Source organism: Luteococcus sp. H91 (genome assembly GCF_038433135.1).
Lineage (GTDB): Bacteria > Actinomycetota > Actinomycetes > Propionibacteriales > Propionibacteriaceae > Luteococcus.
Genome location: NZ_JBCDMV010000002.1, coordinates 165312 through 191237, shown reverse-complemented (window position 1 = coordinate 191237; position 25926 = coordinate 165312). Strand labels below are relative to the sequence as shown.

The 25926-nt window shown below is 68.9% G+C and carries 23 protein-coding genes, 1 tRNA gene and 1 other RNA gene; 11 read left to right on the top strand and 14 right to left on the bottom strand.

Going from position 1 to position 25926, the window contains the following annotated elements:
• Nucleotides 1-294 precede the first annotated feature (294 nt).
• From AAEX57_RS01595 to AAEX57_RS01570, 6 genes are all read right to left on the bottom strand, one after another.
• A complete protein-coding gene (locus tag AAEX57_RS01595; protein ID WP_342090483.1) occupies nucleotides 295-1494 on the bottom strand; it encodes an MFS transporter in 1200 nt (399 codons plus the stop codon).
• Between the two features lie 118 nt (nucleotides 1495-1612).
• The gene (locus tag AAEX57_RS01590) at nucleotides 1613-2077 is read right to left on the bottom strand and encodes a hypothetical protein (RefSeq protein ID WP_342090482.1); all 465 of its coding nucleotides are present in this window, start codon (nucleotides 2075-2077) and stop codon (nucleotides 1613-1615) included.
• Nucleotides 2074-2724: a CDP-alcohol phosphatidyltransferase family protein gene (locus tag AAEX57_RS01585; protein ID WP_342090481.1), complete on the bottom strand. Its 651-nt coding sequence runs from the start codon at nucleotides 2722-2724 to the stop codon at nucleotides 2074-2076. Before AAEX57_RS01585 ends, AAEX57_RS01590 begins: the two co-directional genes overlap by 4 nt.
• Nucleotides 2725-2738: 14 nt before the next feature.
• Entirely contained in the window at nucleotides 2739-5177 is a 2439-nt protein-coding gene (locus AAEX57_RS01580) for an FtsX-like permease family protein (RefSeq protein WP_342090480.1), read from the bottom strand.
• Nucleotides 5177-5917: an ABC transporter ATP-binding protein gene (locus tag AAEX57_RS01575; RefSeq protein ID WP_342090479.1), complete on the bottom strand. Its 741-nt coding sequence runs from the start codon at nucleotides 5915-5917 to the stop codon at nucleotides 5177-5179. Before AAEX57_RS01575 ends, AAEX57_RS01580 begins: the two co-directional genes overlap by 1 nt.
• A 1-nt stretch (nucleotide 5918) precedes the next feature.
• Entirely contained in the window at nucleotides 5919-6494 is a 576-nt protein-coding gene (locus tag AAEX57_RS01570) for a PadR family transcriptional regulator (RefSeq protein ID WP_342090478.1), read from the bottom strand.
• Between the two features lie 240 nt (nucleotides 6495-6734).
• Between AAEX57_RS01570 and aztD the strand changes: the two genes are divergently transcribed.
• The gene (aztD, locus tag AAEX57_RS01565) at nucleotides 6735-7841 is read left to right on the top strand and encodes a zinc metallochaperone AztD (protein ID WP_342090477.1); all 1107 of its coding nucleotides are present in this window, start codon (nucleotides 6735-6737) and stop codon (nucleotides 7839-7841) included.
• A gap of 215 nt (nucleotides 7842-8056) precedes the next feature.
• The gene (gene coaE / locus AAEX57_RS01560; RefSeq protein ID WP_342090476.1) at nucleotides 8057-10420 is read left to right on the top strand and encodes a dephospho-CoA kinase; all 2364 of its coding nucleotides are present in this window, start codon (nucleotides 8057-8059) and stop codon (nucleotides 10418-10420) included.
• A 33-nt stretch (nucleotides 10421-10453) separates the two neighbouring features.
• Here coaE and AAEX57_RS01555 read toward each other — a convergent pair whose 3' ends face one another.
• The 5 genes from AAEX57_RS01555 to AAEX57_RS01535 all read right to left on the bottom strand — a co-directional run bounded on the left by AAEX57_RS01555 (nucleotide 10454) and on the right by AAEX57_RS01535 (nucleotide 16667).
• Nucleotides 10454-11272, bottom strand: a complete 819-nt coding sequence (locus tag AAEX57_RS01555; protein ID WP_342090475.1) for an HAD family hydrolase — start codon at nucleotides 11270-11272, stop codon at nucleotides 10454-10456.
• Nucleotides 11273-11426: 154 nt separating this feature from the next.
• Nucleotides 11427-12050: a recombination mediator RecR gene (recR, locus tag AAEX57_RS01550; protein ID WP_342090474.1), complete on the bottom strand. Its 624-nt coding sequence runs from the start codon at nucleotides 12048-12050 to the stop codon at nucleotides 11427-11429.
• A gap of 133 nt (nucleotides 12051-12183) precedes the next feature.
• Nucleotides 12184-12501, bottom strand: coding sequence for a YbaB/EbfC family nucleoid-associated protein (locus tag AAEX57_RS01545; RefSeq protein ID WP_342090473.1), 318 nt, complete (start codon nucleotides 12499-12501; stop codon nucleotides 12184-12186).
• 95 nt (nucleotides 12502-12596) lie between these two features.
• A complete protein-coding gene (locus AAEX57_RS01540) occupies nucleotides 12597-13763 on the bottom strand; it encodes a glycerate kinase family protein (RefSeq protein ID WP_342090472.1) in 1167 nt (388 codons plus the stop codon).
• Between the two features lie 69 nt (nucleotides 13764-13832).
• A complete protein-coding gene (locus tag AAEX57_RS01535; RefSeq protein WP_342090471.1) occupies nucleotides 13833-16667 on the bottom strand; it encodes a DNA polymerase III subunit gamma and tau in 2835 nt (944 codons plus the stop codon).
• Between AAEX57_RS01535 and AAEX57_RS01530 the strand changes: the two genes are divergently transcribed.
• Nucleotides 16666-17241 (top strand): DUF5655 domain-containing protein, encoded by a 576-nt coding sequence (locus AAEX57_RS01530; RefSeq protein ID WP_342090470.1) that lies wholly within the window; start codon nucleotides 16666-16668, stop codon nucleotides 17239-17241. The genes AAEX57_RS01535 and AAEX57_RS01530 overlap by 2 nt on opposite strands.
• A gap of 98 nt (nucleotides 17242-17339) precedes the next feature.
• Here AAEX57_RS01530 and AAEX57_RS01525 read toward each other — a convergent pair whose 3' ends face one another.
• The gene (locus tag AAEX57_RS01525; protein WP_342090469.1) at nucleotides 17340-17921 is read right to left on the bottom strand and encodes a TetR/AcrR family transcriptional regulator; all 582 of its coding nucleotides are present in this window, start codon (nucleotides 17919-17921) and stop codon (nucleotides 17340-17342) included.
• A 79-nt stretch (nucleotides 17922-18000) separates the two neighbouring features.
• Here AAEX57_RS01525 and AAEX57_RS01520 point away from each other — a divergent pair, with 79 nt between their 5' ends.
• Together AAEX57_RS01520 and AAEX57_RS01515 are read left to right on the top strand one after the other, a co-directional pair.
• Nucleotides 18001-18921: an ABC transporter ATP-binding protein gene (locus AAEX57_RS01520; RefSeq protein ID WP_342090468.1), complete on the top strand. Its 921-nt coding sequence runs from the start codon at nucleotides 18001-18003 to the stop codon at nucleotides 18919-18921.
• On the top strand, nucleotides 18918-20495 hold the full coding sequence (locus AAEX57_RS01515) for an ABC transporter permease (RefSeq protein WP_342090467.1): 1578 nt from the start codon (nucleotides 18918-18920) through the stop codon (nucleotides 20493-20495). Before AAEX57_RS01520 ends, AAEX57_RS01515 begins: the two co-directional genes overlap by 4 nt.
• A 66-nt stretch (nucleotides 20496-20561) precedes the next feature.
• Here the strand turns inward: AAEX57_RS01515 and ffs are convergent.
• Nucleotides 20562-20658, bottom strand: an RNA gene (ffs, locus tag AAEX57_RS01510) — signal recognition particle sRNA small type.
• 158 nt (nucleotides 20659-20816) lie between these two features.
• Between ffs and AAEX57_RS01505 the strand changes: the two genes are divergently transcribed.
• The 3 genes from AAEX57_RS01505 to AAEX57_RS01495 all read left to right on the top strand — a co-directional run bounded on the left by AAEX57_RS01505 (nucleotide 20817) and on the right by AAEX57_RS01495 (nucleotide 22873).
• Nucleotides 20817-22250 carry an amino acid permease gene (locus AAEX57_RS01505; RefSeq protein ID WP_342090466.1) on the top strand — a complete coding sequence of 478 codons (1434 nt, stop codon included), beginning with the start codon at nucleotides 20817-20819 and terminating at the stop codon, nucleotides 22248-22250.
• A gap of 115 nt (nucleotides 22251-22365) precedes the next feature.
• On the top strand, nucleotides 22366-22728 hold the full coding sequence (locus AAEX57_RS01500; protein ID WP_342090465.1) for a PaaI family thioesterase: 363 nt from the start codon (nucleotides 22366-22368) through the stop codon (nucleotides 22726-22728).
• Between the two features lie 57 nt (nucleotides 22729-22785).
• Nucleotides 22786-22873 (top strand) — tRNA-Ser (locus tag AAEX57_RS01495).
• A 62-nt stretch (nucleotides 22874-22935) separates the two neighbouring features.
• On the opposite strand, the gene AAEX57_RS01490 is transcribed toward AAEX57_RS01495, so the two are convergent.
• Entirely contained in the window at nucleotides 22936-23304 is a 369-nt protein-coding gene (locus tag AAEX57_RS01490; protein ID WP_342090464.1) for a putative immunity protein, read from the bottom strand.
• Between the two features lie 11 nt (nucleotides 23305-23315).
• On the opposite strand from AAEX57_RS01490, the gene AAEX57_RS01485 reads away from it, so the two are divergent.
• From AAEX57_RS01485 to AAEX57_RS01475, 3 genes are all read left to right on the top strand, one after another.
• Entirely contained in the window at nucleotides 23316-24278 is a 963-nt protein-coding gene (locus tag AAEX57_RS01485; protein WP_342090463.1) for a transglutaminase-like domain-containing protein, read from the top strand.
• A 46-nt stretch (nucleotides 24279-24324) separates the two neighbouring features.
• Nucleotides 24325-25152, top strand: a complete 828-nt coding sequence (locus AAEX57_RS01480) for a MerR family transcriptional regulator (protein ID WP_342090462.1) — start codon at nucleotides 24325-24327, stop codon at nucleotides 25150-25152.
• Between the two features lie 110 nt (nucleotides 25153-25262).
• On the top strand, nucleotides 25263-25820 hold the full coding sequence (locus AAEX57_RS01475; protein WP_342090461.1) for a hypothetical protein: 558 nt from the start codon (nucleotides 25263-25265) through the stop codon (nucleotides 25818-25820).
• Nucleotides 25821-25926: the final 106 nt, after the last annotated feature.

The following is a 25926-nucleotide window of genomic DNA, read 5'->3' as shown; positions in this document are numbered from 1 at the left end:
ACTCTTGCTCGTCGCGGCCGGGTCTAGTGAGCCGGTTGCCCGGCCGTTCTTCCGGCAGCTCCGGGGTGATGGCCCCATCAGTGCCTTGCGACGGGCTCATTCTAGGCGGATGCGACGGGAGCCCCAAACGCATTTCACGCCAGGCCAAGAAGGCCACCCCCGCCGTCCAGATCCGACGGTGCACATTCCAAGTTCCCCGGGCACGCGCTGCACCACGTGCCCGGGGCGGTCCGACGTGCACCGTGGTACCGGGTGGATCTGCCGGCGCCGGTTCAGCGGGCCATCCGGGCCAGATCAGCGTGCGGCGGCCAGCCGGCGTCGGAGCACCAGCATCGCCAGCAGACCGGCGAAGCCACAGCCGGCTCCCACCAGGAAGGCCCCCCGGTAGCCGATCGGCCCCACCAGGGCACCCAGCAGGAAGGGGCCGATCCCCGTCCCGGCGTCGACGAAGAGGAAGTAGCTGCCCACCCCGATTCCGGCGCGGGCCGAGCCGACCAGATTGAGCGCGACGGTCTGCCCGGCGGGCACCAGGGTGCCGTGGCCCAGCCCGAGCAGCGCCCCGGCGGCCACCAGTCCCCAGTAAGTGCTGGCCATGGCGGTGAGCACGATGCCGCCGACCATCGCCACCATGATCGGCAGCATGATCGAGGTGTCACCGTGCCGGTCCTGCAGGATGCCCGCGACGGGTCGGGAGACCGAGATCACCACGGCATAGGCCAGGAAGTAGTGACCGGCGGCGCCGTCCAGCCCGAGCGAGCTGGCGAAGGGACCGAGCAGGGTGAGGATGGCGCCGAAGGGCATCGCGCACAGCCCCACCACCAGGGCGATCGGCAGCACGGTGAGATCCAGGTAGTCGGCCAGCCGGAAGCCCGACGTGCGGGGCTTGCGGTCGCGCGGGTGCAGCCGGGGCGCCACCAGCAGGGTCAGGGTGAGCGACACGACGCCGCAGGCGACGGCGGCGACGAAGACCGCGAACTGTCCCAGCGGGCTGCGCTGCAGGATGCTGCCGAACATCGGGCCCAGCCCGGCGGCGATCGCCATCCCGAAGGTGAACCAGCCCGAGCCCTCGCCGCGACGGGTGATCGGCAACCGGGAGAGGGCAGCGGCGCCCACCGCCGTCGCCGCCAGCCCGAAACCGATGCCGTGCACGAAGCGCAGGGCCAGCAGCGCGGGCACCGAATCGCAGGTGAAGTAGAGCAGACCGCCGGCCAGCATCAGAGCCAGGCTGACCAGCACCGTGGTGCGCTCGCCCAGCAGGGTGAGGGTGCGGCCGCTGAACAGCCGGGCCACCATGGCGCCGATGAACCAGGCGGTGCCCACCAGCCCGGCCTGCGTCTGACTGGCCCCCAGGGTGGTCATGGCCCAGCCGCTCACCGTGGAGGTGAGGATGTAGAAGATCACCGCGACGCAGAAGTTGGCGACGGTCAGGGCCGTGAACAGTCGGGTCCACAGGCGGGGACGAGCGTCGGGGGTCGGCATGGGGGTGGTGGACACGGGGGCGATGCTAACCCGTGATTGAGAAGTGAAGTAATTGGCCCGTCCCCCTCAGCGGGACGCCGACTGATGGGCTGGGCAGCCGAAACCGCCATGCCGAGGCGATGGCCACAGAAGCTCAGGAGAGCCAGGCGATCAGCTGGTCGGCGGCACCGAGCGTCGCCCAGAAGCGGATGAAGCGCCCGGCATAGCCGGTGGCCCAGAAGACTGGCCGCGGCACCTTCAGGTCCCCGGCCAGCACGGACATGATGGCGAAGGGCGGAAAGCCCACCGCGGCCGACAGCAACAGCGTCCCCGCGGTGAACCAGGGCCGCCCCTGCAGCTGGGCCTCCAACTCGTCGTGCCTGACCTGCCACTTGGGCGACTGCACCTTGGCGGCCAACCACGGAATCCGGGCGATGTTGGCGCCCAGCTCGTACCAGATCGCCTTGCCGAGCATCTGCCCCAGCGCGGCCACCAGCGCACTCGCCAGCACCCCACCGGGTGCCAGAGCGGACTGCCCCACCAGGTAGGCCTCCAGGTTGACCACCGGGACGAAGGCCGAGACGAAGGACACCCCCAGCAGCAGGAGCAGCGTGGTCATGCGTCGGCTCCGGTCCTGGGCCCTGGCGTCGGCAGGGGCAGCCCGATGGCCATGATCCGTCGCAGCGTCCACAGCTTCACCAGCCACATCACCCCGGCGATCAGGAAGCCCAGCCAGACCCAGCCGGTGAGGATCAGCAGGATCGCGAAGATGGCGGAATTGGCCGCCTTGGCGGGCTTGGACCAGTTCAGCAACCAGACGGGGCGATCCACCTCGTAGAAGTAGTTGGGTGAGCGCGTCGGCCAGGCCAGGAAGGCCAGAGAGTTGACCGTGTCGACGGTCATGAACTCGGCGACGTAGAGCGCAATCGGCCAGGCCAGCTCCGGCCGCAGCCAGCCCAGCCCCAGGTAGAAGGCGCCCGCGTTGAACCGGTCGCAGACAATGTCCAGCACCGCCCCGAAGCGGGTCTCGTGGTCGAAGTACCGGGCGCAGGCGCCGTCGGCCATGTCCCCGATCCAGTAGACCGCCAGCGCCCAGAGCAGCCACGGCAGGCTGTCGACACGTGCCGCATGGAAGGCGAGCACGCCGGAGGCGGCGGTCCGGATCAGCGTGATCAGGGTGGCCCCGGTGGCCATCCGCTCGCGCGCGGGGGTGCTGTGGTGCGGGCTGCCCGTTCGCCAGACGGGTTGGGCCAGGGTGAGGGCCATCGGTCTGCGCACTCTCAGTCGATCCGGACGGCGCGCGGCGCCGGTGGACGGGTCAGCAACCAGGCCAGCCCCGTCGCCAGCAAGGGCGCCAGCAGCAGCACGACGGCCAGATAACCCCACGGTGCGGCAAAGGGGAAGCGGCCACCCGAGGCGCCGATCACCGCCGCCATCGGCAGGAGGCCAGTCACCATGCCCAGCAGGATGCCCAGCCCATTGGCCACCCACGCCTGGGCCGCGGCCATGGTGCGGATCGTGACCGAGCTGGCCCCGACCGCCGCCATCGTCTCGTGACTGGCGCGGACATCCTTCAGGCCCAGTGCCGTGGTGATGAGCGCAATCACCAGCAGCAGCCCCAGCCCCACCGGCAGCAGGTAGTGGTTCACGAGGGAGTAACCATCGGTGGGCACGGTCTCGATCTGCGGATCGCTCGACAGCCCGAGCGACGCCAGGTCCGTCGACGCCGCGGACACCTGATCGACGCTGGGGGCTGCCCCCACCCTGAAGAGCAGCGTCGGAGTCGGATCCCCCAGCTGCAGCTTCTTGCCGGTGGCTTCAGAGACCAGGACAACGTCGGCCGAACCATCGACGACGACAGCGGGGATGGCGACGGGTTGCAGATCGTCGCCCTTGATCAGGGAGAAGCTGGCTCTCCCGCCGCGCACTGCCTCCGGTCGGGTCGCGATGGCGCCACCCGACGCCAGGGTCTTCAACGCCGCGTCATCCACGACCTCCCCCAGCAGCGCGACGGCCTGTGGTGCCGTGGCCACCAGAATGCTCGGATAGCTGCAGGAACCCGAGGTGCACTCGAAGTCCAGGCTGATGTTCGATGCATCCGGCTTGCCCAACGTCACCTGCTGCGCCACCGGCCCAAGGTGTTTGCCGATGACGGCGACGGCGGCCGAGACGGTCTGTGGGGAGACTGGCTTGCTGTCCACGTCGACGAGACTGAGCATCCCCCAGCCGGGGCGTTCGGGCTGAACATTGGCCAGCCGCTCGGCGCCCAACGAGCTGAAGGCGGCCATGGCAGCGGACAACAGGGTGGCGGCTGCCATGGCCGCCGCGACGGTGGACACCGCGCGCGCCCGGTGACGTGACCCATCGCGCAGCGCCAGCCGCCACGGCAGCGGACCGTGCTTGGAGAGCTTCCCCAGCAGGGACAACAGCCAGCCGGCATTCAGCAGCAGCCCGAAGAAGACCAGTGCGCAGGCGATCATGCCGGCGATCACGTAGTTCTCCACGTGCAGGCCACGGGCATAGGGCTCGGCGCTCAGGTTCGCGAAGCGGCTGCCCAGCACCACGGCAAGCAGTGCGGCCAGCACCAGCGCGGCACCCGCGCGGGAGAAGCGGGCCGGGACGGCGGACTCGGATTCCGACCGCACCCCGGCCAGAACGTCCTGATGGGCCAGTTTGCAGGCGGGCAGCCAAGCGGCCAGCACCGCAGCCGTCGCCCCGATCAGGGCAATCAGCGGCAGCAGCACCCACGGAATGTGCACCCCGGCGAAGTAGTCGACGCCTCGGGCGAGCCATTGCCGCACCAGCAGGGCGCCGACACCGGCACCGAGCCCGACACCGAGCAGGGCGGACGGGACGCCGAGCACCAGTCCCTGGGCGGCGACGATCCGTTGCAGCACCGCACCGGGGGCACCGGTGATGGAGATCAACGACAGGCTTCGGCGCTGCTGGGCGACGCCGATGGAGAAGGCCGCGGCCGCCATCGTCGACGCGATCACACTGATGATCAGCGCTCCGGTCAGCAGAATGGGGGCCCAGGCTCCGGCAAGGCCGACGAGGGCCGAATCGGCTGCAGCCGAATTCTCGCCGGGAAGGCTGTAGCCGAGACCTTGGGCCAGCCAGTCGCGCTGCTGGTCCGTGGTGGGAGCCTTGCCAACCACCAGCACCGACTGCAGATCCCGTCCGGCCAGTGGATGGCCGGGGAAGACGAAGACTCCGCCATAGGGGCGCCTCAGCACGCCACTGATCTGGTACTCCTTGCCGTTGACGGCCACACGACCACCCGAGTGCAGTTGGTACCGCTTGGCCAGTAGGGAGGAAACCCAGATGCCGGCCCGGTCACCGGAGAGGTCCCCCACCACCCGCCCGCGCTGGGCGGGATCCGCCAGATCCGTGGCAACGATCTGCTCGACATGCGGGACACCATCCACCACGAGCTTCACCTGCCGCACGGTGCTGGGAATGCCTCGCTGCTCCGCGGTGAGCTTGGGCTGTTCCTTCATCACTGGCTGCACCCCGTCTGCCGAGGTGACCTCAGCGACGGCTTGGCCAAACTGTTGGGCTTCCTGCTCGGCCCCGGTGGCGTCAGAGCTGGCGGCCAGCACGGAGACGAATCCCATCACCGCCATCGGCAGGGCGATCAGCAGACAGATCAGTAGGCTGCGACCCTTGTGGGTGGCCAGATCCCGGCGGGCCAACCGAAGCGCGAGGGAGTTGAACATCACGCGTCCCCATCTTCCGGCTGGGCGGTGGACTTGGTGGGCAGCGGCGCGTTCGGGTCGTGGCGGGCGGCGTCCACCTGGCGGCCGTCGCGCAGGAAGACGACGCGATCTGCCCAGCTGGCGTGCCGGGCGTCATGGGTGACCAGCACGATGGCGACCCCCTCGTCGGCCAGATCGCGCAGCAGCGACATGATCTCGTCGCCGGTGGTGGAATCCAGGGCGCCGGTGGGCTCGTCAGCCAGGATCAGCCGTCGGTCGCCGCAGATGGCGCGGGCAATGGCAATCCGCTGCCGCTGACCGCCGGACATCTGGTCGATGAAGCGATCCGCGAGTTCCTCCAGCCCGACCCGCCGCAGCGCCACCTCGGCGATGGCGCGGGCATCCTTGGCCGAGACCCCGTCGAGTTCCAGCGGCAGCATGATGTTCTCCACCGCCGTGAGGCTGGGCACCATGTTGAACTCCTGGAAGACGAAGCCGATGCTGCGCCGCCGCAGCCGCGCCAGTTCGTCGCGCGACTTGCCCGCCAGCGAGGTGCCACCCACCGTGACCTCGCCCGAGGTGGGGCTGTCCAGGCCACCGGCCAATCCGAGCAGGGTTGACTTACCGGAGCCGGAGGGGCCCATCACGGCGACGAACTCGCCGACGTCCAGGGTGAGGTTGAGATCGGCCAGTGCGACGACGAGCGTCTCGTTCGCGCCATAACTGCGCGTGACCTTCTTCAGTTCGAGGACGTGCGTCATGTCAGTTCCTGTCCTGGGTTGGGGAAGTCTGGGTGGCGGGGGCGGCGTTGCCCTCCCGATGCCTCTTGGCGGCGCGCAGGGCCGCGGATTCGCAGTGGTCCAACCAGCGGATCTCGGCGTCGGTGGTGTGGATCAGCGACTCGATCACCAGTTGCCAGGCCAGGTCGTCGGGGTCAGCCTCGCGCCGGGCACGGGTGAGGTTCTGCAGGTTCTCGATCGAGGCGCGACGCTGGGTCTGGATCAGCCGGGTGACGTCGAGGTCGGGCAGGGTGACCGCCAGCGCGATCTTGATCGCCAGCTCGTTGCGCGGCGGGTTGTTCATGGCGACGGGATTGGCGAACCATTCGTCCACCGCCTCGCGCCCCGCCTGGGTGAGGCGGTAGACCACCCGGCCGTCGGCATCCTCGTCGCCGCGTAACACCATGCCGTCGCGCTCAAGGCGCTCCAGAGTGGTGTAGACCTGCCCGATGTTCAGCGGCCACGAGTTGCCGGTGCGCCGGTCGAACTCGCTCTTCAGCTCGTAGCCGTGCCGGGGCTGCTCACCGAGTAGGGCCAACAGCGACTGCCTGACGGACATCTGGACTCCAATGGATCAATGCATACCAAGTATGTGTCAATGATTGCATACTCGGTATGCGTCGCCAAGACCGAGTTGACCTACTCACTTCTTTTGATAATGATTCTCACTATGGATACCAGATCTCTTCGTTTCTGCGCAGCCCTCGTCGGCCTCGCCACCCTGAGCGCTTGCGGCTCGGCCAACGCCCCCGCCGCACAACGCCCCACCCCAACCCACAGCCCTACCAGCCGTCGGACCGTGGACGCTGCCGGGCGAACCCCGCGCCTGGCCGTCACCTACGACGGCGGTGTGCAGGTGATCGACGCGGAGAAGGGCGAGAAGGTGGCCGACTTCCCTCTGGAGGGCTTCACCCGCCTCAATGAGGCCGGCAACGGGCGCCACCTGCTGGTGACCGAGGGTGACCACTTCAAGGTGCTCGACATGGGTGTCTGGAGTCACGCCCACGGCGACCACTACCACTCGCGCAAGACCGAACCGCTGCTCACCGACATGACCTTCCAAGGCTCCCACCCCGGCCACGCCGTCCACCACGGTGGCCGGACCGCGCTGTTCTACGACGGTGAGGGCCGCGTCGAATGGTTTGAGCCCTCCGGTCTGAGCGTCGAGAAACCCCAGACGCATGAAGTGAAGCTGCCGCAGGCCCACCATGGTGTCGCCGTATTCCGCGACGACGATTCGCTGGTCCACACCCTGGGTGATGAGAAAGCGCGCAGCACCGTCGCCATCCAGGACGCGAACGGCAAGAAGGTCACCGAATTCACCAAGTGCCCCGGCGTGCACGGCGAAGCAACCGCCAAGGACGGCGTGATCAGCATCGGCTGCGAGGACGGAATCCTGATCATCAAGGGCAACAGGATCAACAAGGTCAAGGCCCCCGACGCCTACGGCCGGATCGGCAACCAGGCCGGTAGCGAGAAGTCCACCGTCGTACTCGGTGACTACAAGGTGGACAAGAAGGCCGAGCTGGAACGCCCCACCCGGATCACCCTCACCGACACCGCCACGGGCACCCTGAAGCTCGTCGACGTGAAGGCCTCCTACTCCTTCCGCTCGCTGGGCCGAGGCGTCGAGGGCGAGGCGCTGGTGCTGGGCACCGACGGCAGACTGCGGGTGATCAACCCGAAATCCGGCAAGATCACGGCGCAGATCCCGGTCACAAGGCCGTGGACCGAGCCCACGCAGTGGCAGCAGCCACGCCCCACGCTGTTCGTGCAGGAAGACCAGGTCTGGGTCAGCGAGCCCGCCCACAAGCGGCTCCACCGGGTGGACCTCGCGGCCGGGACGGTGTCGCGCACCATCACGCTGGACCGTGTACCCAATGAACTGATCGGTGTCAGGGGCTGAGCCCCTGGGTAGTCCGGGCCGGCCCCGCAGGCGGGCCCCAGAGAGTCTGCGGGGCCGCGCCCAGCCCATGAATTTCATCACCCACCCCTCGACGCGCCGACCGATTCACGACGGTCGCCGGCCGTGCGCCAGTAGGCTCGACGGACCTCGCGCACTGCTGGGCAGCACTCTTGGCCGGGCAGGGCGACCATTGACGTCTATCCGGACAAGGCCTCATGAGCACCATTGCCCGCCGTCTCCATACCGCCCTCGGACTGCGCACCTCGCCGTCAATCTTCTTCGGATCGGCCCTGCTGGTGGTGCTGTTCACCGTGACGATGAGCGTCTTCCCCACCACGGTCAAGGGACTGTTCGGTGGGGCCGCCAGCTTCCTCAGATACCAGATGGGGTGGTTCTTCACCCTGTCCGTGACCCTGCTGGTGGTCTTCGCCGTCACCCTGGCGCTGTCCCGGTACGGGCAGATCAAGATTGGTGACGACGACGCCACCCCCGACTATTCGGGCATCGCCTGGTTCGGCATGCTCTTCGCCGCCGGGGTGGGGGCCGTGCTGATGTTCTGGGGCATCGCCGAACCCATGAACCACTATGCCAAACCGCCCCTGGACGGCACGGCTCCCTTCAGCGACCGGGCCGCAGACCAGGCCCTGGCCATCGCCAATTTCCACTTCGCCCTGCACATGTGGGCCATCCTGGTGGTGCCCGGCCTGGGCTTCGGCTACTTCACGTACAAGCGCAAGCTGCCGCCACGCGTGTCCTCGGCCTTCCAACCACTCCTGGGCGACGGAATCCACGGCCCCGTTGGCAAGGCGATCGACGTGGTGGCCATCGTCTCCACCGTCTTCGGGCTGTCCATCTCCACCGGGCTGGGCGCGATGCAGATCAACTCTGGTGCCAACTACGTCTTCGGACTGGCGATCTCGCCGTGGGCTCAGGCCGCAATCCTGGTCATCATCACCGGCATCGCCCTCGCGTCGGTGCTGGCCGGCATGGACAAGGGAGTCAAGCGCCTGTCCTACGGCAACATCGTGGTGGTCAGCGCGCTGTTGGTCTTCATCCTGGTCACCGGAGCCACCACGGGAACACTGCGAGCGATCGTCGAATCCTTCGGTGGCTACGCCGCCAACCTGCCCGTGCTGTCCTTCTTCAACGACGTGCACCACGATGGCCAGTGGTCCGGCGATTGGACCGTCTTCTACTGGGCCTGGACCGTGACCTGGGCGCCCTTCGTCGGTATGTTCGTGGCCAAGATCTCCCGTGGCCGCACCATCCGGGAGTTCGTGCTGGGCACTCTCGGCGCACCGTCGCTGTTCGTGATCATCTGGATGGCCATCTACGGCTACAACGGCATCCAGCAGGATCGGGCCACCGCTGCAGCCCCCGGACGTGGTGGTGAGCTGACCCAGACGATCGTCGGAGAAGGCGATGTGCAGGCCGCCCTGTTCCAGTTCCTCGGCGCGCTGCCCCTGTACCAGCTCACCGCCGTGGTGGCGCTGGTGGCCATCGTCCTGTTCTTCATCACCTCCATCGATTCGGGTGCGCTGGTGATGGACGCCATGGCCAATGGCCACGAGGATCCCGCGCCGCGACGCCAGGCCGTGTTCTGGGCCCTCTCCATCGGGGCCGTCTGCGCCTCCATCATCCTGACCTCCGGCGAGAACGGCTTGACGGCCCTGCAGGAGGTGATCATCGTGATCGGCTTCCCGATGATGATCATCAACTTCCTCCAGATGCTGATGGTGATCCAGGCCCTCCGGGAGGATGCCGGGGCCGCGCAGCCCATCCGCACCCGGCAGTGGAAGCCGGTGCTACCCGCCGAGGAGTACGTGCGACGTGCCCAGGAGGAGGGCGTCGCCGTCGACGAATACGTGATCCGCCCCGAGTTCGAACCCGGCACTGAGCCCGACTTCGAGACACACGTCCCAAACACCTTCGCCGTTCGGATGGAGCAGACCGGCCGGCCGCTGCTGACCGTTGCGATCACGGGTGGGGCCGCCTCGGGGACGTCGATCGTCGCCAAGGAACTGGGCCGTCTGGGCGCCGTCGTGATCGACGCCGACCTGATCAACAGCACCCTGCTGGACACCGACCCCGAGGTGCAGGAGGAGATCCGGTCGGTCTTCGGGGACGACATCGTCGCCGATGGCATCGTCGACCGGCGGGCCCTGGGACGGTTGGCCTTTTCCTCCCGCGATGCCCGGCTGCGGCTGGAGGCGATCATGCACCCCCGGATCATCCACCGGATCGAGCAACTGGCCCGCGACGCCGGCCCGAACGCGGTCGTGGTGGTGGACACTCCCCTGCTGGCCGAAGCGGGCCAGAGCGCGCGCTTCGACGAGGTGCTGGCCGTCTCCAGCCAGGTCGAACATCGCGTCGAGCGGCTGATGGAGGAGAAGGACATCACCCGCGAAGCCGCCTGGGAACGCCTGGAGGCCAGGGTCACCGACGAGGAACGAGCCGAGATCGCCACGCACGTGCTCACCAACGACACGGACGTCGAGGCGCTGCGCGGCCAGGCACGCGACTTCTGGAAGACCACGGTCGCGCCGGTACTGGACGAGCACGCAGCCGAGGCCGGTTGAGCCGCCCAGACCCAAGGGCCGGCTGCCACAGACTCAGATGATGCCTTCGCGGATCAGCGCCATCAGGGTGCGGGCGACGCCGTCATCGTCGTTGCTTCCGGCTCGGCCGGTGGCAACGGCCAGCACCTCGTCGGCCGCGCCGTCCATCGCGTAGGAGCGGCCGGCCCACGCCAGCATCTCGACGTCATTGGGGGCATCGCCAAAGGCGACCACCTCGTCCTGTTCTGCGCCCAGCATCCCGGCGAGCTCGGCGAGGGCGGTGGCCTTGGTCACTCCTCCGGCGGCCATCTCGACGAAGTCCGCGCCGGAGGTGGTGGCGTGCACACCGTCCAGCCCCAGCGACGCGAGGTGCGCGGCGAGTTCCAGTGCGGGAATCTCCGGATGACGGGCCAACAGCTTGAGCGCGGGCTCGGCGATCACCTCGGCAAGCTCCATGTCCAGCGACTCCAGCATGGCCGGCTGATGGTCGTTCGGCCCGGTCAGGGCACGGTAGGCGGGTTCCAGACCGAAGGTGGCGCCGCGGTCGCGCACCGTCGCGAAGACGGTTCCGGGGAAGCGCTCCCGGGCCGCCGCGGTGAGGCTGCCCAGGGAGTCGACGTCGATCAGGTGCTCGAAAGCCACCTCATCGGTGGTCAGGTGCATCGCCAGCGCACCGTTGACGCAGATCGCCCAGCCGGTCAGGCCGCAGCCCTCAGCAATCGGGGTCAGACCGCGGGGCTGGCGCGCGGTCACCGGGACGACGGGAACCCCGCGCTCCTGCACGGCGTCGAGCACACTGCGGGTCCACGCGTTGACGGACTTGTCCGTCCGCAGCAGGGTGCCGTCCAGGTCGGTGGCGACCAGCTTGATCATGTCTGCTCCTGCGGTGTGGTGGGACCCCTGGACAGGCTCGGGGATCGTGGTTGGGCTGGGTGCTCGGGGGATCGGGAGCGACGTCAGGCGCTTGCTCAACCCCGATGGCCGAGCCTGTCGAGGCCCTCACCACGTTTCCGAACCCATCGAGCACTCAGGCGAGCGGGGCCAGCCGGGCAGACCCGTCGACATAACGGCGCCCCTCGAAGGCGCGGCCCAGGGTCACCTCGTCGGCGTACTCCAGGTCACCGCCCACCGGCAACCCGGAGGCCAGCCGGCTGATCCGCAGCCCCATGTCCTTCAGCAGGCGCGAGAGGTACGTGGCGGTGGCCTCGCCCTCGGTATTCGGGTCGGTGGCCAGGATGATCTCGGTCACCGTGCCGTCGGCCAGCCGACTGAGCAGTTCGCGGATGTGCAGGTCGGCCGGGCCCTTGCCGTCGATCGGGCTGATCGCGCCGCCGAGCACGTGGTAGAGCCCCCGGAATTCCCGGGTGCGCTCGATGGCGACGACGTCCTTGCTCTCCTCGACGACGCAGATCACCGTCTGGTCACGACGGCCGTCGCGGCAGATCCGGCAGGTCTCTTCTTGCGAGACGTTGAAGCAGACCTGGCAGAAGCGCGCCCGGGCCTTGACCTCACTGACCACCTGGGCAAAGCGCTGAATGTCCTCGGTCGGCTGGTCGAGCATCCAGAAGGCGATCCGCTGGGCGCTCTTGGGACCGACGCCGGGCAGCCGCCCCAATTCGTCGATCAAGTCCTGAACCGGACCTTCGTACATCATTGCCTTTCAGAAGTGCCCCTCGACGAGCTCGGGGACCGTGGTGAGGTTTCTGCCTCGGAGTCGTGGCGAGGTTGGCAGCCAACCCAACCACGATGGCCGAGCCTGTCGAGGCCTCGCGAAGCGGGGACGCTCAGAAGCCGAGGCTGCCCATGTCCGGCATGGCGGGCATGACAGCCGCAGCTTTGGCCTGCACCTGAGCGGAGGCGTCGCGGACGGCGGCCAGCACCAGATCGGCCAGGCCCTCGGCATCCTCGGGATCGATTGCCTCGGGCTTGATCACCAGGCCGGTCAGCTCACCGGCGCCGGTCATGGTGGCCTCCACCAGGTCTCCACCGGCGGTGCCGGTGAAGGTGGAATTGGCCAGTTCGTCCTGGGCCTGCTGCAGCTGGGCCTGCATCGCCTGGGCTTGGGCCAGCAGACCATTCATGTCCATACCTTCACCGAACATGGCATTCCTCTCGTTGCGGGATCATCCCGGGGGTTGACGTCATCTGTACTGAGAAATCTGGGTGACCGCCACGCCTACGGCAGATCGGTGCCAGCCTACGTGGTCGCTCCGACAGTTCTTGCGCCATCGAGCGTCAGCAGCGCGCCGATGTTGCGTGCGGTGCGGGTGAGGTTGGCCGCGCCGTCGGCCAGCACCTCGTCGAGCGGCGCCAGACCACCAAGGATCGGGACGATCGCGGCGAAACCCTCGTCGTAGAGCACCTCCGCGCCCTCCCCCAGGCAGCCGGCGACCGCAACCACCGGCACGCCAGCGGCGGCGGCGACGTCGGCGACACCCTTCGGGGTCTTCCCGAAGCGGGTCTGCGAATCCATCCGCCCCTCGCCGGTGACCACCAGATCCGCGCCCTGCACCGTGTCCGCCAGCCGGGACTGTTCCACGACGATGTCGATCCCGGGCCGCAGCCGACAGTGCGGGGTGAAGGCCAGCAGACCGGCGCCCAGCCCGCCCGCGGCACCGGCCCCGGCGACGTCGGCAACCCGCTGCCCCAGATCTCGCTCGACCAGCTGGGCGTAGTGGGCCAGCGCGGCATCCAGCTCGGCGACGCACTCAGGGTCGGCACCCTTCTGCGGACCGTAGACCGCACTGGCTCCTTCCGTGCCGAACAGGGGATTGTTGACATCGCAGGCCACCTCGACCACGGTCTCGGCCAACCGCGGATCCAGCCCGGAAGCCTCGATGCCGGCCAGCGCGGCGAGTGCCGCACCGCCGGGGGCCAGCTCTTGACCAGCCTCGTCCAGCAGCCGGGCGCCCAGAGCCTGGGCCAGCCCCGCACCGCCGTCATTGGTGGCACTGCCCCCGATGCCCAGCACGATGTGGCGCATCCCGGCATCCAGCGCGGCCAGCAGCAATTGGCCCGTGCCGCGGGTGGAGGCCCGGCGCGGATCGCGTCGGTCACGCGCAACGAGACCCAGCCCGCTCGCCTCGGCCATCTCGATCACCGCCGTGCTGCCGTCACCCAGCACACCCCAGGTGGCGTCGACGGGATCCCCCAACGGGCCGTCGACCGTAGTGGTGCGCAATTCACCGCCGGTGGCATCCACCAGCGACTGCACCGTGCCCTCACCGCCGTCGGCCATCGGGACGTGCAGGAATGTCGCCTCCGGCAGGGTCTGCCGGAAGCCCGCCTCGAGCGCCTCACAGACCTGCTTGGCGGTGAGCGACTCCTTGAAGGAGTCGGGCGCCAGAACGATGGTGCGGATCATCTTTGACCTCTCTGGATGCTGATGGCCCCTCGACAGGCTCGGGGAACGGGGTTGAGTTCTCTGCGCGGGTCAGACGCCGGCTTCCTCCTCGGCGATCACAACCCCACCCAGAGCACGGGTGATCAGCTCGTGGGCGGACTCCCCCGACTCGTCGAGCGACTCGTCGTCCTCGCTGACCAGCTGGGATTCGTCCACCTCCACCTCGGGTGCGCTGGGCCCTGATGCGGTCGGGCGGATGTTCTGCCGGGCCTGCTCGGTCCACCGCGACGAGTCGACCTGCTCGGGCGGCGGCTCCGGCGCGCTCGGCGGCGTGCGCGGCCCTGGGTCGTCGTGGTAGGGCGACACTGGCCCGGGCGGGCTCGCTGCGGGGCCGGGTGTCGCATCCGACGGGGCCTGTTGCGGCGCCGGATATTCAGATCCGGGTCCGGCCGACTGGTCGGGAGCGGGCTGGTGCTGCCAATCGGTCCGGGCTGGTTCACCGCCTCCGGGCGTTCCACCGCCCTGGCTGCCACCGTCTTGGGGCCCACGACCGGAACCGCCACCGGGTTGTCCACCGCCCGAACCACCCGAGGGACCGCCACCAGGGTGGCCGCCGCCGTCAATGATGGCGTCCACCCGCAGGTCTGCGCCCATCACCTCCACCATGCAGTCGCGCAACACGTCCTGGCTGCCGCCCGACGCAAACCGGTCCCGGGCACCGGCATTGCTGAAGCCGAGCACCAGCACACCGTCGCGGACATCCACCACCTGCGCATTCTGGCTGAGCAGGATCCAGGCGAAACGACGCCGAGACTTGACCTCCTCCAGCACCTGCGGCCACAGCCGTCGGACATCGCCGACGCCGATGGTGGCGCCGATGGTGGAGCCGGGCCGACCAGCCGCGGGCTGCTGGGCCAGCACCTGCGCTGCCGACGGCTGCCCGGCGGCGCGCTGGGCGGGATCGCCCTGGGCCGGGCGCTGTCCCATCGTCGGCGAGGCCGTTCGCTGCCCCTGGTGGGAAGCAGGATCAGCGGGGCGCTGGCCCTGCTGGGCAGCCGCCGGGCGCTGGCCCTGCTCCGGAGCCGGCCGCTGTTGTGCGGGCTCGGGCGGCGGTGCGTCCTCGAAATGCTGCGGTGCGGTGCGCAGCGGCCGGGAGTCGTGCGAGACGGTCGGTTCCCGCCCGTCCTCGGGCTGGGCCGGACGCTGAGCGGCCTGCGAATGTGGCCGGGACGCCTGCGGTGCCGCCGACTCCCGGGAATCCGGTGCGGAGATCTGCGGGGCCGAGGCGTGCGGGGCGACGCCGCCCAGGTCGTCGGGGCTCCAGCTGACGGCACCGGGATCGGCCGGAGCCGGGGCCCCGGGCATCCCGATCCGACGCTCCAGACGGTCCAACCGGGCGTGGATGCCGCGGCCGTCCACGTCGGCGCCGGGCAGCAGCACCCGGGAGCACATCAGTTCCAGGTGCAGCCGGGGCGCGGTGGTGCCGCGCATCTCGGTCAGGCCGGTGGCAATCACCTCGGCGGCACGGGTCAACTCGCCCGCACCCATCCCGTTGGCCTGGATTTCGAGCCGTTCCGCCTGATCACCGGAGACGTCGATCAGGCCGGTGGCCACCGCGTCGGGCACCGCGGCGACGATCACCAGGTCACGCAGGCGACGCAGCAGGTCTTCCGCGAAACGCCGCGGATCCTGCCCCACCTCGATCACCTTGTCGATCGTTGCGAAGACACCCGCGGAATCCCCCGCGGCAAAGGCATCCATGATCTCGTCCAGCAGGGCGTCGGGCGTGTAGCCGAGCAGCGCGGACGCCTGCTCGTAGCTGACCCCCTCGGCCGCGGCGCCGCCGAGCAGTTGGTCCAGCACACTGAGCGAGTCACGTACCGATCCGGCGCCGGCGCGCACCACCAGCGGCAGCACCGTGTGATCCACGCTGACCCCCTCCGCCTCGCACAGCGTCGCCAGGTAGTTCTGCAGCACCTTCGGCGGAACCAACCGGAAGGGGTAGTGATGGGTACGGGAACGAATGGTGCCGATCACCTTCTCCGGCTCCGTCGTCGCAAAGATGAACTTCACGTGCGGCGGCGGCTCCTCCACCAGCTTCAGCATGGCGTTGAAGCCCTGCGCCGTCACCATGTGCGCCTCGTCGATGATGTAGATCTTGTAGCGCGAGTGCACTGGCGCAAAGAAGGCGCGTTCCCGCAGGTCACGGGCATCCTCGACACCGCCATGGCTGGCCGCGTCGATCTCGATCACGTCGATCGAACCATTGCCACCACGGGCCAGATCCCGGCAGCTCTGGCATTCGCCGCAGGGGGCGGGCGTCGGCCCCTGCTCACAGTTCAGGCAACGCGCCAGGATGCGGGCGCTGGTGGTCTTGCCGCAGCCGCGCGGGCCGCTGAACAGGTAGGCGTGGTTGACCTTGTTGTTGGTCAACGCACGCTGCAGCGGATCGGTGACATGCTCCTGCCCGATCACCTCGGCGAAGTTCTCCGGCCGGTAGCGGCGGTAGAGGGCCAGCGGCGCCGCGGGGGCATTGTCGACGGCGCGAGGCTGGTGCTTCGAGGCGGGCGCGGCAAGTTCGGTGGGGGCCTCGACTGGTTCCACCGGCGTGGTTGCGTTGCTGCTCTGGGCCTCGACAGGCTCGGCCATCGGTGTCGACTCGGCGTTCAGGCCATCGGCGCCGCCCAGCAGGAGTTCGTCCTCCGGGTCATCCGCCAGCCCGTCGTCGGGCTCCTGGGTGACCGCGGGGCGGGCGTCAGCCACCGGCGGCTCCTCGCCGAACAGCCCGGGGCCGCCCTGCTCGAAGAAGCCGTCGTCGCTTTCGAGACCCAGCTCGTTCTCGTAGTCGTCGTCCACGTCCTGAACCCTAGTTGACGCCTCCGACAGTTTTCGCGCCACCAGCCCGCTGCAGCAGAATTGCGCCATGGCATCCCCCGAAACCATGGCCGCCGCGGTGGCCGAGTCCATGCGAGAGCGCACCGGACACAGCCTCGACGAGTGGGTCGACATCGTGGAGCAGAGCTCCGGGCTGGACCCAATCGACCAGCTGGCCGTGCGCCGGTGGCTACGGGATGTGCACGGGATTGCGCAGAACAGCCAGTGGGCGATCGCCTTCGAGGTGGCCGGTCGCGCGGGCTGGACGATGCCCACGCCGGAGCAGTTCGCGAACCAGATGTATGCCGGGAAGAATGCGCCGCTGCGCCCCATCCACGACGCCCTGGTGGCCGCCGCCCAGGATTGTGGGCCGGAGGCACATGTCGAGGGTCGTGCCACCTACACGCCGATCGTGCGGAGGCGACAGTTTGCCGCCGTGGGGCCGGGCCCGCGGCTGACCGTGCGGCTGGGCCTCCGTTTCACCGAGGCCCCAGACGGCCTCGAGCCCGCGAAGGGGTTCGCCCAGGCCACCCACTGGCTGCGCTTCGATGCGGAAACCGAGCCGCAGGCGGCCGTCGTCCGGGCTAGAGAGTTTCTGGCAACCGCCTACGAGCAGAACGGCTGAGCCGCCAGGGACCTCGACAGGCTCGGCCACCGTGGTGACGTTGCTCCGGGCAGGGAACCGACCACGATCCTTGAGCCTGTCGAGGGGCATTGTTCCGGTCACGACTCGACGAGCAACCGCCCCAAGGCAGCCAACCCCTCGCGGACATACTCCTCGGCCGGGCGCACCGCACCGTCCTCGTACCAACTACGGATGGCCGCGATGAACCCGTTGATGGTGGCGGCTGCCACGAAGCGCGCCTCTGCCCTGGTTCCGATCCCGGCCCCGTCCAGCAGTTCGGCCACGCGTTCCGTCACCTCGACCAGGTAGACCCCAGCCGCAGCCTGAACGCCGCGGTGCTGCAGCCACAGGTCCATCCGGAAGACGGTTTCCTCGAGGTCATCGGCAAAGTGCCCCTCACCGATGGCGGCAAGCGCGTCGGACACTGCCCGCAAGAAGGGCACTCCCGCGGCCAGCCGCTGCTCCAGAACCTCAAGGATGACGTCGTCGTACTGGTCGTGCAGAACCAGGCCCTCCTTGGTGCCGAAGTAGCGGTAGATCGTCGACGGCGACACCTCCGCGGCCTCGGCCACCTGCTCGACAGTGACCGCGTCGAAGCCACGCTCCCGAAAGAGCGCCACGGCCTGCTGCTGCACCGCCCGCATGGTCGCGGCCTTCTTGCGTTCCCGCAGCCCCGGCATCCAGCTTCCTCTCGTCGCTCACCTGATCCGTCCACATCAAATCCTGACAGTGACTCCCACCTTGGTCTACCCTTGAGCCATGAGAAAGTCACTCTCACATGACAGCCACTTGCTAATCGATGCCCGGGGGATCACGAAGTCCTTCGGCCGGGTCCGCGCCCTCGACGGTTTGGACCTGACGGTCTCCCGGGGCCAAGTGCACGGATTCCTCGGCCCGAATGGCGCCGGGAAGTCCACCACCATCCGCGCGATCCTGGGCCAGCTGAGACTGGACGGCGGCAACCTCACCCTCTTCGGTCGGGACCCGTGGCGCGAGGCGTCCGACCTGCACGGCAGGCTCGCCTACGTGCCGGGCGACACCGCGCTGTGGCCCAGCCTGAGCGGCGGCGAGTGCATCGACCTGATCGGCCGGCTGCAGGGCAGCCTCGATCCCACCCGACGCGCGGAACTGATCGATCGGTTCGAGCTGGATCCGCGACGCAAGGCCGCCACCTACTCCAAGGGGAACCGGCAGAAGGTCGCGTTGATCGCCGCCCTGGCCACCCGGGCGGAGCTGCTCCTGCTGGATGAGCCGACCTCCGGGCTGGATCCGGTGATGGAGGAGCGCTTCATCCAGACCATCGGGGAGATCGCCGACGAGGGCCGCACCGTGCTGTTGAGCAGCCACATCATGGCCGAGGTGGAGAAGCTGTGCGACCGGGTGACCATCATCCGCGCTGGCCAGACCGTGGTCACCGACACGCTGGACGCCCTTCGCGCCGGAGCCCTGGTCCGGATCGAGGCCGGACTGAGCTCCCCGCTGCCCGCCCGCGCCGCGCTGGCTGGGGTCACGCACCGTGAGACCAGCCGCGACGGGCTGCACCTCAGCCTGAGCGTCCGCCCGGAATCCGTCGTCGACGTGGTGGAGACCCTGACGAGCGAACGGCCGACCACCCTGACCGTCACACCCGCCAGCCTGGACGAGCTGTTCTGGCAGCACTATGGCAAGGAGCAGCAATGACCAGCGCGACGGGGATCTGGCAGCTGGTGCGGCTGCAGTGGCGAACCACCCGCGGCCTGCTGCTGGTGGCGCCGGTGCTGCTCGCCGGGCTGGTCTGCGCGGTCGCTGGCGGCATCGCGAAACTCTATCCGGCGGCGGAGCAGCGGGCCGTCTACCGAGAGACGATGGGCGCATCCCCCGCCGCGGCCGCCTTTAACGGGCGCGGCCATGACCTGGACACGCTGGGCGGCATCGCCGCCTATGAGGTGGGTTTCATGGGGCAGTTGGCCATCCCGCTGATCGGGCTGCTGATGGCCGTCCGGCTGACCCGACGGCTGGAGGATTCGGGGATTCTGGAGCTGGTCACCTCCGGCCGGATCGCCCGAACCGCGGTTCCCCTGGCGGCGGCCCTCTCCTGCGCGCTGGCCTGGCTGCTCTTCGGCGGTCTGGGAGTCGCGGGACTGGCTGCGCAGGACTTCCCGCTGAGCGGGAGCGCGCGCTACCTGCTGATTCTGGGCCTGTCCGGGATCGGCTTCAGCACCCTCGGGCTGGTGCTGGCCCAAGTAGCCTCCAGTTCCCGGACCGCCACCTCGGCCGGGCTGGTCGCGATCCTGGTCTTCTTCCTGGGCCGGGCCGTGGTGGACGGGCTCGATCTCCGGCTGACCTGGCTGAGCCCGCTGGGCTGGGTGGCGGAGGCCCATCCGTGGGGACGGTGGCAGTGGTGGCCCGTGATCGCCTTCGTGGTGAAGTCACTTGCCGGGGTGGGATTGGCCGCGCTGGTCTGTGCCCGACGGGATCTGGGTTCGGGCATGTTCCCGCAGCGCCTGGGGAGCGCGACGGCCAGGGCTGCGCTGGCCAGCCCGTGGGGTCTGGCCTGGCGATTGTGCGGGGGCGGCCTGCTGGGCTGGCTGCTGGGGACGCTGGTCTGGTCGGGCGCGATCGGTGCCATGTCCCAGGAATTCGTCGATGCCGTCCAGGCCAATCCCAGCCTGGCCCAGGCCTTCGGCGGCGATGCCCGCCACCTGTCCACCGTGATGGGCCTGCTGTGCTGCTCCCTGATGGCAACCTCGGCCGGGCTGAATGTGGTCCTGCGCTTGGGCACGGAGGAGGCCTCGGCCCGGACGGGGCTGCTGGCCGCCGGCCGCCCGCCCCGAAGCCGGTGGTGGCTGGCCTTCACCGGTCTGGGACTGGCAGCTACGGCCGTCACCCTGCTCGGATCCTCCGCGGCGCTGGGGTTGACCCAGTGGCAGGTGATGGATTCCCGCGCCTCTCTGGACGATGCGACCCGGGCCGGCGTGGAGCTGCTCGCGCCCTGCCTGGCGCTGGTGGCCCTGGGTGCGCTGTTGGTGGCCGCCGTACCGCGATGGCGGGCAGCGGTCTGGCTACCCGTCGCGTGGGCCTTGGTGGTGGGCCTGCTCGGCGAGCCGCTGCGCCTGCCGGAGTGGGCCCGGGACCTCTCGCCCCTGCACTGGGTGGGGCAGCTACCCGTTGAGTCAGCCAATGCGACGGCCATCTGGATTCTGGCAGTGGGTTGCGTGTTGGGGCTTGGCGTGGGCCTGGCCGGCTACCAGCGACGCGATCTGCTCCGCGGCTGACCTCTGAGCAGCCAATCCAAAGACGATCCCCGAGCCTCTCGGGGGCTGCTCACGCCCGCCGGAAACGTAAAGGGGCCCCCGCGCACCTGGAAGAGCTCACTTACCCTTGCTGTCTTTCGACCCTGGGGGAGTTGGGCGAGGTACCACCGCGCGGGGACCTTGGGTCTACTTTAGCGCCAGCCTCACGCCGGGACCAATCGTCGATGCGCGACGGGTGGAGGGTCGCTGGCTGGAATCACCCTCCCGCTGCGGCAAACGCCCACTAGCGTTTGACCGCTGGGCCGACGGGCCCGGCTCCGCATTCCTGGAAGGGAGCCGCCGATGAGCGAGCCCGCACCGCAAGAAGGTCACCTGCAACGCAGCCTCAGCAACCGCCACATCCAGCTGATCGCGATCGGTGGCGCCATCGGAACCGGCCTGTTCATGGGTTCTGGCAAGACCGTGCACGCCGCCGGGCCGTCGCTGGTACTGGTCTACCTGATCATCGGCGTGATGCTCTTCTTCGTGATGCGCGCCATGGGCGAACTGCTGCTGTTCAACCTGGAGTACAAGAGCTTCCAGGATTTCAGCGCCGACATGCTCGGGCCCTGGGCCGGCTTCTTCTCCGGTTGGACCTACTGGCTGTGCTGGGTGGTCACCGGCATGGCAGACCTGGTGGCGATCAGCGGCTACTGGGACTACTGGGTGCACAACAAGCCACTGTCCGTCGCCCTGGCAGCCGCCGTGATGATCGGCCTGCTGGGGCTCAACCTGCTCACCGTGAAGCTCTTCGGCGAGCTGGAGTTCTGGTTCGCCTTGATCAAGATCATCGCGATCGTGGTCCTCATCGTCGCCGCGCTGTTCATGGTGGTGACCCACTTCGAGGCGCCCAATGGCCAGACCGCCGCCGTCAGCAACCTGTGGAGCCATGGCGGCTTCTTCCCCACCGGCGTCAAGGGCTTCTTCGCGGCCTTCCAGATTGCCGTGTTCGCCTTCGTCGGGATCGAGCTGGTGGGCACGACGTCGGCCGAGGCCAAGGACCCGGAGAAGACCCTGCCCAAGGCGATCAACTCCATCCCGGTGCGGGTGATCTTCTTCTACGTCTTCGCGCTGCTGGCCATCATGATGGTGACCCCGTGGGATGAGGTGAACCCGGCCGTCAGCCCCTTCGTGAACCTCTTCGGCCTGCTGGGTCTGAGCGCCGCGGCGTCGGTGATGAACTTCGTGGTGCTGACCTCGGCCTCCAGCTCCTGCAATTCGGGCATCTACTCCACGTCGCGGATGCTCTACGGCCTGGCGCACAAGGGCATGTCCCCCAAACGCTTCGGCCGACTCTCCGGCAATGGTGTGCCCGTGGCCGGGCTGGTGATGAGCGTGACGCTGATCCTGAGCGCCATCCTGCTGATGCTCAATGACTCCATCATGGGCGCGTTCACCGTTGTCACGACGATTTCGGCGGTGCTCTTCATCTTTGTCTGGGGGCTGATCCTGTTCAGCTACATGCGCTACCTCAAGCGCTTCCCCCAGGCGCATGAGCGCAGCATCTTCCCGATGCCCGGCGCCCGCTTCATGCCCCAGGTGGTGCTGGCCTTCTTCGCCTTCGTCCTGGTGATCCTGACGCAGGAGAAGGACACCCTGCAGGCGCTGATGGTCACCCCGCTGTGGTTCGCGCTGCTGGGCGTGGCCTGGTTCTTCGGCCGCAAGCACGCCGTGCCCGACGCCGACGACATCACCCCCGCCGAGCTGTACGACGAGCTCTACAACCACAAGCACTGAGCGTTGTGGCCTGGGCCCCGTTCGCGCCTTGCGCGGGCGGGGCCTTGGCATGCCTCCCACAATCACCCATTCGAGGGGATGCGCTCCCCCACCGTGAGGTTCTAACGTCCTTCCCATGGGATTCCTGGAGAACAACAAGGTTCACGTGGGCGATGGCCCGCACGCACGGGTGAGAACGGCCGACTGGGCCGCCAATGCGAACGGCGGCGTCCATGGCGGCCTGATTGCCACTCTGGTGGACTCCACCATGGGCGAGGCGGTGCGCGAGGCGGTTGACGATGACGCGACGGTGGTGACCGTGCAGATGACCGTCACCTACCTCAATGGTGCGGAGCCAGGTGACGAGCTCGAGGCCCGGGCCGAAGTACTGAAGACCTCGAAGTCCTTGGCCCTGGTATCCGCCGAGGTGACCCGCGTCGCCGACGGCCGGGACATCGCCCAGGCGCAGGCCACCTTCGCAATCAGCCACAAGGACTGACCCAGGGTCCGCGGCCCGATTGGCGACAAGGTGAACCGAACGTGTACGCTCTCCCACGGAGGATTCGCCTAGAGGCCTATGGCGCTCGCTTGGAAAGCGGGTTGGGTTCACGCCCTCACGGGTTCAAATCCCGTATCCTCCGCCACTCCCCACCAGGGACGACGCCCTCGGCGAGCTTCTGGCTCCCGAGGGCGTTCTGCATTGGTCTCACTCCCCCGCGATCGACGTCTGGATCCGACGGACCACGTCGCCAAGGAATCCGCGACTCAACAGGCCCGGCCCCAGCGGACCCGGCTCACTGCAACCGACCTCGGGCAGCAACGCCAAGGCCCGTCGTTGCTCAGGTGTCAGGTGGGAGATCTGCCAGGCGACTTCGTCATCAACCGCATCGGCACCGCGGGTCAGGGACACCGCTTTCACGGCGTACGCGGCGGCGCCCAGGGCATGATCTCCCCGCGACGAGTCTCCGGATCTGCCGATGTCTGTCCGCCACCAACCACGCGACGAGACCTCGGACCTTGCCCGGTACGCCCTGCCCGGCCGAAATGCGGGTGCGTCCACCCACGGTGCCCACATACCGTGGAGCCATGACCAGCCCCGAAGCCGCCCTGCGACAGCTCGACGTGACCCTCTGGCCGGTGCTGGAGGGCGTGGGTTTCCAGCCCGCCCAGATCGGCGCCGATGGGTGCACGGCCAACGCCACCTATTGCGTGCCGCTGAGCACCATCCGCGCCGACTTCCCCGATCTGCCCGACGGCAGCGGCTACGAGGACGTGGACTTCCTCTGCTACGACGTGATCGTGGACGTCCAGGAGGACCGGCTGCGGGAGGTGCGCTGTGAGGGCATCGGCCTGGACGAGATGCTGATCGCCATCGGCCACGACGACGCCGCGGACCGCTATCGGGCCTTGTTGGGCCAGTCGGTAGCCGAGGGCCACAAGGAGCTCACCGAGATGCTGCGCGCCGTGTTCACCCACCGCGATCCCGACCCGGACCCACCCATCAGCCGTCGCTTCCTGGCCTGGTCCTGGGTGATGTCCTACCACAACCAGGACGTGGCCGCGCTGCATGACCGGCTCACCGCTGACAGACCGGACCAGCTGACCGCCGCCCGTCGGATCTATGAGTTCGTGCGCGACGAGGTCCGGCACTCCCTGGACCACGGGGACACAGCCGTGACGCTGACCGCCTACCAGGTGCTGGAGGAGGGCACCGGGCTCTGCTACGCCAAGGCCCATCTGGCCGCGGCGCTCTTTCGTCGCTCCGGGATCCCAGCGGGGCTGGCCTACCAGCTGATCGACGGCGACGACGGCCCCGTCCTGCACGGGCTGGTCGCCATCCACGTCGACGGCGCCTGGCACCGGCTGGATGTCCGCGGCAACAAGCCGGGCATCGATGCCCAGTTCGACCTTGAGCGGGAGCGGCTGGCCTTCACCGGCGAGGGTGTGGCGGACCTGCCAGGCATCCACGCCGAACCCACCTTGAGCGTCCTGAATGCCCTGACCGAGGCCACCGACCTACGCCAGGTCACGCTGCCGTCGTCGCTCTGATTGCCCCGCTTGACCCTGCCACCGTGTCAGGCGCCACAGTGGAGCCATGGCCGAGACCACGAAGCTCATGACGATCGGCGAGTTCAGTTCGCTGACCCGCCTGTCCGTGCGGATGCTGCGCCACTACGACACCCACGGTGTCCTGGTGCCCGCCGACGTCGACGCGTGGACGGGCTACCGCCGCTACTCCCCGGAGCAGCTGCGCGATGCCGCGGACATCCGCAACCTGCGCGACGTCGGCTTCGGCGTCTCCGCCATCTCAGCCCTCCTCGCCGCCCGCGGGACGCCGGCCTGGGCCAGCGCGCTGGAACTGCAGCGCCAGACCCTCGTCGACGAACAGCGCGCCGCCCAGACCCGGCTGGCCCTCATCACCACACTTCTCACCCAAGGAGAGCCCAGCATGTCCATCACCGTCGAACGCACCACCGTCCCCGCCCAGACCGTCGTCGCCCTGCACGGCGTCGTACCCAGATACTCCGACGAAGGCCAGCTGTGGCAGCAGTTCTTCCCGCTGCTGCAGGCCCAGGGCATCACGCCCATCGGCCCGTGTGGCGTCATCGAGCACTGCGAGGAGTACACCGAACACGACGTCGAACTGTCGGTCTTCTTCCCCGTCGCACCGGGCACCACCGTCGCGGCACCGCTGCAGGTGCTGGAGCTGCCGGCGCGCGACTGCCTGGTCGCGCACGTCGCCGGACCCTATGACCAGATCACCGCCGCCCACGACCAGATCAGCAGCCGGCTGGTCGCCGACGGCCTCACCCTGCGCAACGACGGGACACTGGCAGCCAAGCCGTTCAACCACTACCTGGTGACCCCCGACCAGGCGGCTCCGGAAGACCTCGTCACCGACGTCTTCCAGCCGATCCGCTGAAGCAGGTCCGCCCGGATCGAGCGACGTCCTGCTCGATCCGGGCGGCCCCCGACGGGCTCGGGAGGGCACGTAGCGAGGTCGACGAACCCGCCTCCCACTAGGGTGAGGGCATGGCCACCCCCGCCGAGCTGACAATCGCGGTCCAACGCGACCAGCGGGTAGATCTGCCGGGTAGTACCTCGTCGCTGATGTGGCGCACCGCGGCACCCGGGGCCCTCGTGCTGACCTCCGTCGCCGTGGCGATCGGCTCCACCAACACCCTGGTGCGGATCGTGGCCGCAGCCCTCGGCCTGGCCATGGCCGTCGCGACGCTGGCCGGGTTCGCCAGCCTGACCCGCGTCCGCCGCACCTACCGGATCCGGCCCGAGGGCCTGTCCGTGGACGGCTCCCCGGTCATCGCCTGGCCGCTGATCGGCGGCGCCTTCCGACGCACGGATCCCGGCACGGACCGCGGCCCCAAGGAGTTCCCCGTCCTGTCCCTCACCGACGACGGGCTCGTCTGGCTCCGCCAGCACGGCACCGCGCGGATGAAGCTGGCGCACCGCCCGGACCTCCGCGGCCTGGAGATTCCGCTGGTGAGGGGCTGCGATCCCGAACAGACCGCCAAGCTGTTGTCCGTCGCCGTCCGCGCCCATCGCACCCGGCTGGGCCTTCCGCCCGTCGCCTGACCCCAAACCGAAAAGACAGGGCCCCGATTGCCGACGGCAATACCGCGGCGGTCTAGGATTCTGCGCAGCTTCGACGATCCAGGCAGCGCCCACGAGGGGAACCACC

Bases quoted from the DNA above. Each gene is read 5' to 3' on its own strand.
- AAEX57_RS01590 (WP_342090482.1), bottom strand. From the start codon at position 2,077: ATGACCACGCTGCTCCTGCTGCTGGGGGTGTCCTTCGTCTCGGCCTTC.
- AAEX57_RS01585 (WP_342090481.1), bottom strand. From the start codon at position 2,724: ATGGCCCTCACCCTGGCCCAACCCGTCTGGCGAACGGGCAGCCCGCAC.
- AAEX57_RS01580 (WP_342090480.1), bottom strand. From the start codon at position 5,177: ATGTTCAACTCCCTCGCGCTTCGGTTGGCCCGCCGGGATCTGGCCACC.
- AAEX57_RS01575 (WP_342090479.1), bottom strand. From the start codon at position 5,917: ATGACGCACGTCCTCGAACTGAAGAAGGTCACGCGCAGTTATGGCGCG.
- AAEX57_RS01570 (WP_342090478.1), bottom strand. From the start codon at position 6,494: ATGTCCGTCAGGCAGTCGCTGTTGGCCCTACTCGGTGAGCAGCCCCGG.
- coaE (WP_342090476.1), top strand. From the start codon at position 8,057: ATGAGCACCATTGCCCGCCGTCTCCATACCGCCCTCGGACTGCGCACC.
- AAEX57_RS01555 (WP_342090475.1), bottom strand. From the start codon at position 11,272: ATGATCAAGCTGGTCGCCACCGACCTGGACGGCACCCTGCTGCGGACG.
- recR (WP_342090474.1), bottom strand. From the start codon at position 12,050: ATGTACGAAGGTCCGGTTCAGGACTTGATCGACGAATTGGGGCGGCTG.
- AAEX57_RS01545 (WP_342090473.1), bottom strand. From the start codon at position 12,501: ATGTTCGGTGAAGGTATGGACATGAATGGTCTGCTGGCCCAAGCCCAG.
- AAEX57_RS01540 (WP_342090472.1), bottom strand. From the start codon at position 13,763: ATGATCCGCACCATCGTTCTGGCGCCCGACTCCTTCAAGGAGTCGCTC.
- AAEX57_RS01530 (WP_342090470.1), top strand. From the start codon at position 16,666: ATGGCATCCCCCGAAACCATGGCCGCCGCGGTGGCCGAGTCCATGCGA.
- AAEX57_RS01535 (WP_342090471.1), bottom strand. From the start codon at position 16,667: ATGGCGCAATTCTGCTGCAGCGGGCTGGTGGCGCGAAAACTGTCGGAG.
- AAEX57_RS01525 (WP_342090469.1), bottom strand. From the start codon at position 17,921: ATGCCGGGGCTGCGGGAACGCAAGAAGGCCGCGACCATGCGGGCGGTG.
- AAEX57_RS01520 (WP_342090468.1), top strand. From the start codon at position 18,001: ATGAGAAAGTCACTCTCACATGACAGCCACTTGCTAATCGATGCCCGG.
- AAEX57_RS01515 (WP_342090467.1), top strand. From the start codon at position 18,918: ATGACCAGCGCGACGGGGATCTGGCAGCTGGTGCGGCTGCAGTGGCGA.
- AAEX57_RS01505 (WP_342090466.1), top strand. From the start codon at position 20,817: ATGAGCGAGCCCGCACCGCAAGAAGGTCACCTGCAACGCAGCCTCAGC.
- AAEX57_RS01500 (WP_342090465.1), top strand. From the start codon at position 22,366: ATGGGATTCCTGGAGAACAACAAGGTTCACGTGGGCGATGGCCCGCAC.
- AAEX57_RS01490 (WP_342090464.1), bottom strand. From the start codon at position 23,304: ATGTGGGCACCGTGGGTGGACGCACCCGCATTTCGGCCGGGCAGGGCG.
- AAEX57_RS01485 (WP_342090463.1), top strand. From the start codon at position 23,316: ATGACCAGCCCCGAAGCCGCCCTGCGACAGCTCGACGTGACCCTCTGG.
- AAEX57_RS01480 (WP_342090462.1), top strand. From the start codon at position 24,325: ATGGCCGAGACCACGAAGCTCATGACGATCGGCGAGTTCAGTTCGCTG.
- AAEX57_RS01475 (WP_342090461.1), top strand. From the start codon at position 25,263: ATGGCCACCCCCGCCGAGCTGACAATCGCGGTCCAACGCGACCAGCGG.